The sequence below is a fragment of the Bacteroidales bacterium genome (assembly GCA_018334875.1).
GTDB lineage: Bacteria > Bacteroidota > Bacteroidia > Bacteroidales > UBA12077 > JAGXLC01.
In genome coordinates this window covers 1-3986 of record JAGXLC010000376.1, presented here as the reverse complement: position 1 = coordinate 3986, position 3986 = coordinate 1, and the positions used below count along the sequence as shown (strand labels likewise).

Here is a 3986-nt window from a genome sequence, read left to right as displayed (position 1 = left end):
AGATGAAAATGGCAATGGATCGGTCGATCCGGCAGAGCAATTCATATCACTCTACCCCGAATCGGCCGTACCCTATCTGACAAAAGGCCATCTGCATATTCTGAAAGGAGAAAAGGATCAGGCGGAGTCTGCCTATAGGCGTGGATTAAAAGCAAAGGTAGATCGTCATGCCGTTAGTGCCGGAGTGCTTAACTACTATGCACAGCGGCTGTTCGACCGGAACCGGCTCGATGAGGCTTTAAACCTGCTGGATGTAGCCGAAAACATACATCCGGAGCATGCCGGGCTACACAATACCCGGGCCGACATATACAGGGAAATGAGCAGGCGGCAATATGAGAAAGCACTTGAAAAGGATCCCGGCCTTGAAGATGCCTGGGAAGGGCTTCAGGAGATTGAGTAGGGGGAGTATATTTTATACTATAGATGGTCCCGCATTCTGCGTAAGCAAATTAAATGCCCGGGTTAGCAGAAGATTGCGATTGTCGTCGGGTTGACAATATTTTGTTTGACTGAAGTTTATGGTAGCGAGTTAAGCGTAGTGAGGGAGGAGAAGAAGTTCCGTCAAAAGCTGGATAAGTTTTGTTGTCATCCCTGCTTGCCGGCAGGCAGGACGTCAAAAGCCGAACAAGTTTCGTTTATTCGCAGAAATTATAAAGTTGGCGTTTAGCTGCAAGCAGTTGTTAGAAGTCTAAGGCAGTGTGGATGATGAAGCCAAAAGCATTCGGCCGGCTGCTTGGCACCCCGTCTGACCGGTTATAGATATAAATGTCCGCAACAACTTCCGCTTACGAACCATTAAATCTCAGAAATAATTGTAATCATGCATGCCGGTCGGACGGGTGAGTGCTGGCAATACACAAGCAGGCATATGGCAAACTGATGCTAACCCGAATTATTCTTGAATAATTCTGACGCTATTGAAAAACCTGGCTTTTTGCTTCAATAAATTTCGCAAAAAACCGGTTTTTCTAATGCGGGGTTACCTTGCTCCGCACGCTGTCGCTGAAGCTTTAGCGTAGGCGCCTGAAGCTTCGCGAAGGCGAGCCTGGATCCTACCCGCAAACCATCGCGCATCCATAAACATCACTACGTTCGTTTATGAATGATCCAGGCTAAATGGAAAAATTTTTCCCTGACATTTTTTTCGTTTCATTTTCAGATTATTTTTTTATTACCTTTGTTTAAAAGTTTGTATTGCAAACTTTACAGATTTTTCAAGTATCAAGAATCCATTGGATGATATTAATTGAATATAGTAAACGTTGACAGTCATGCAAAAACATCAAAAACAAATGATAATGAATTTATTTGATCAAGAACAAAACTACGAAGAGATGGATTTTGAAAGGATTGAAAAACAATTATCTGAAATAGTAGAACCATATCACAGTTCTCAGTCTTGTGATTTGATTGCATTAATCAATAGATTGATAGAGCTTGAAAAGAAAATAATAGACAAAAAGGGAAAAAATAAAAATAGAATTGAGGCCAAGATTTTAAATTCAATTGAAATGGCTTATGATGATCTGATCCTTGACTTTGAATTTGACTGTGAAAATCTTGATGAAGCTTTGATAGCAAATACAAAAGACCAAAAACTAAAACGGGTTCATTCAACCAGTTTAGAGATATTCAATTTAATAAAACTGATATTTGAATTTAAAATGAAAAAGGATAATTTTTCCTCAAAAAGAAAAGGTCATGCTGTAGGATTATTATGTTTATTATTAACAGAATATTATATAAAGGAAGGATTTGATATTTTTAGAAATGCATTAAACTCAGGGAGAGATCATTTATTAATCCAAACTTTAGACGAATTGAATTCCCTTATCACAGAAACTGAGGAAGAATTACCTAAAGATTTGATACAAACACTTTATCAATTAATAAAAAAGACGAAAAACAGATCTGTTGTTGTTGGTTGCTCGAATGTTTTAATAAGTATTGGAGAAGAAAGCGAAGGGAGTGCATTAATGATAATTGATGATTGGAAAGAAAAAAATTATAATTACTGATAATGTATCATGCACAGCCTGCAACGAAATTTCGGGGAAGGCACAACTTTTATCCAGCCTTTTTCCTGACCATTATTCAACGGTCTATTCCAGATCCTGATTGAGTTCATTTTCTTCATCGGTTTCTTCTGCATCCGTGCTTAGCCATCATTTTATGCTGGTTTCATATTTCCCGATCAGGGCTGCTGGGAAAATTTTGTCCTTACAAAAAATAGCGTTTAATCCAAAAATTTTTGGCCCCAAATAGCGGGATCCAACGAGTTAGTGCTCATGCTGTGTTTCCCTAATTTGGACAAGCCAAAACCAAACAGGATACATTGAAGGAATTTAATGTGTTTCCGTTTTGGCTTGTCCAAATTAAAAAAAGAACGAAGTCCGATCCACATTAAACCAGATCACAAGCTTCCGGGGGCATCCAGTGTTCTTCTTTGCCTTCCCATTTTACGTTGCATCCGATGGGATTGGTTAGGGGCACTGATATTTCTTTTCCCTGCAGATGTTCTTCCAGGGCATTCTCCAGGTCGTTGCGGGTGATTCGGTCGGGATCACGCGGACTGTCCACTGCCCTGCCGGTATAGATCAGCTTGCGGTTGCGGTCGAAGACGAAAAAATGCGGGGTGCGCAAAGCTCCGTATGCCCTGGCAATGTTTTGTGTTTCATCGCGCAGGTATACCCACGGGAGCTGGAGCTCTTCCTTACGCATGGCCATATTTTTATAATCGTCCTCGGGGTACGTATTGGCGCTGTTGGAATTGATACCCACAAAGTCCACACCGCGGGGCTTGAAATGTTCCACCGTTTTACGGGTGACTTCATCCGATCCTTTCACATAAGGACAATGGTTGCAGGTGAAAAATACCACCAGCACGTCCGATTGAAAATCCGAGAGGGTATAATTCCCTCCATCTGTGGCACACAGATTAAAATTGGGTGCCTTTTCTCCGATCTGCAATGTAAAAGCCATAGTTCTTCCTTTTTGGTTATTTCCTATACTTAACAACAAGGAAGGGGAATTGTTCAGGGTCATTACTATGGTTCAGGTAGTCCTTCCGCTTGTATGGAATTACTTTCCGCCTTTGGGGCAGTATTGTCCCATTATACCAAATTAATATCCCTTTATCAGGAATTTCTTACCCCTTATCAGGAATATCCTTCCCATTGTTTGGAATTTCCTTCTTCCTTTTGGGGAGTATTGTTCCATTATTCCAAATTTATTTCCCGTTCTTCAGGATTACTTTCCCCTTGTTCGGGTTTTATTTACCATTGTCCGTATAGTTCATCGAATAGTTTGGATTGATTTTCCTATTGTTCTGATGATATATCGAACAGTTCGGATTGACTTTCCCATTATCCGGATAATGCGACGAACAGTTCAGATTGACTTTCCCATTGTTCGGATGAGTTTCCGAACACATCAGATTGACATACCCTACTTTTGGGCTAACTTTCCCTTTATTCATGTTGGCTTTCTACCTTTAAGAATGAAGCTTCCACCAAAATAGATAGATTATCCAACTGCCCTTTGCCTGCTTCAATATGAATTTGCAGTTACAATAAATCCTCATGCTCACTGAAGCTATATGGCTTGCCAACTGCCTTTTGCTCCCGCAGAATGCGGGACCAACTGTATTGCTAAATCTATTTCCTTAAATTTGATTCTACAATATAGTAAGCTGTCCCTTAAATCCAATCAATCAAACAATTAAATTCCTGCCAGTTGTAGCTTACGGATTGCCAACCGCCAACTATTCTCTAAACTCCTGTCAAACGTATTTTGTGTCAAACCTTCAAACGCTCAAACTTTTCGATTTAATGGCCACCGAAGGACTATGATATCTATCTTCTGATCACAACCGATCTAATCTAAAAATCCGACAGAATACTACCATCATGTTTTAAAGATTGATTCTTTTATACATCTCCGAAGGCTGGAAGAGATCAAATTTCAGGTGAAACCTGATCTGT

At 40.3% G+C, this 3986-nt stretch carries 4 protein-coding genes; 2 read left to right on the top strand and 2 right to left on the bottom strand.

What is annotated here, in order from left to right:
- Positions 1-403: hypothetical protein (locus KGY70_18345; GenBank protein MBS3777162.1), on the top strand; the 403-nt coding region annotated here is incomplete at its 5' end.
- Between the two features lie 898 nt (positions 404-1301).
- The gene (locus tag KGY70_18340) at positions 1302-2021 is read left to right on the top strand and encodes a hypothetical protein (protein ID MBS3777161.1); all 720 of its coding nucleotides are present in this window, start codon (positions 1302-1304) and stop codon (positions 2019-2021) included.
- Between the two features lie 385 nt (positions 2022-2406).
- Here KGY70_18340 and KGY70_18335 read toward each other — a convergent pair whose 3' ends face one another.
- Together KGY70_18335 and KGY70_18330 are read right to left on the bottom strand one after the other, a co-directional pair.
- Positions 2407-2985 carry a thioredoxin family protein gene (locus KGY70_18335; protein MBS3777160.1) on the bottom strand — a complete coding sequence of 193 codons (579 nt, stop codon included), beginning with the start codon at positions 2983-2985 and terminating at the stop codon, positions 2407-2409.
- Positions 2986-3274: 289 nt separating this feature from the next.
- Entirely contained in the window at positions 3275-3481 is a 207-nt protein-coding gene (locus KGY70_18330; protein ID MBS3777159.1) for a hypothetical protein, read from the bottom strand.
- Between the last annotated feature and the right edge of the window lie 505 nt (positions 3482-3986).

Bases quoted from the DNA above. Each gene is read 5' to 3' on its own strand.
- KGY70_18335 (MBS3777160.1), bottom strand. From the start codon at position 2,985: ATGGCTTTTACATTGCAGATCGGAGAAAAGGCACCCAATTTTAATCTG.
- KGY70_18330 (MBS3777159.1), bottom strand. From the start codon at position 3,481: ATGAATAAAGGGAAAGTTAGCCCAAAAGTAGGGTATGTCAATCTGATG.
- KGY70_18340 (MBS3777161.1), top strand. From the start codon at position 1,302: ATGAATTTATTTGATCAAGAACAAAACTACGAAGAGATGGATTTTGAA.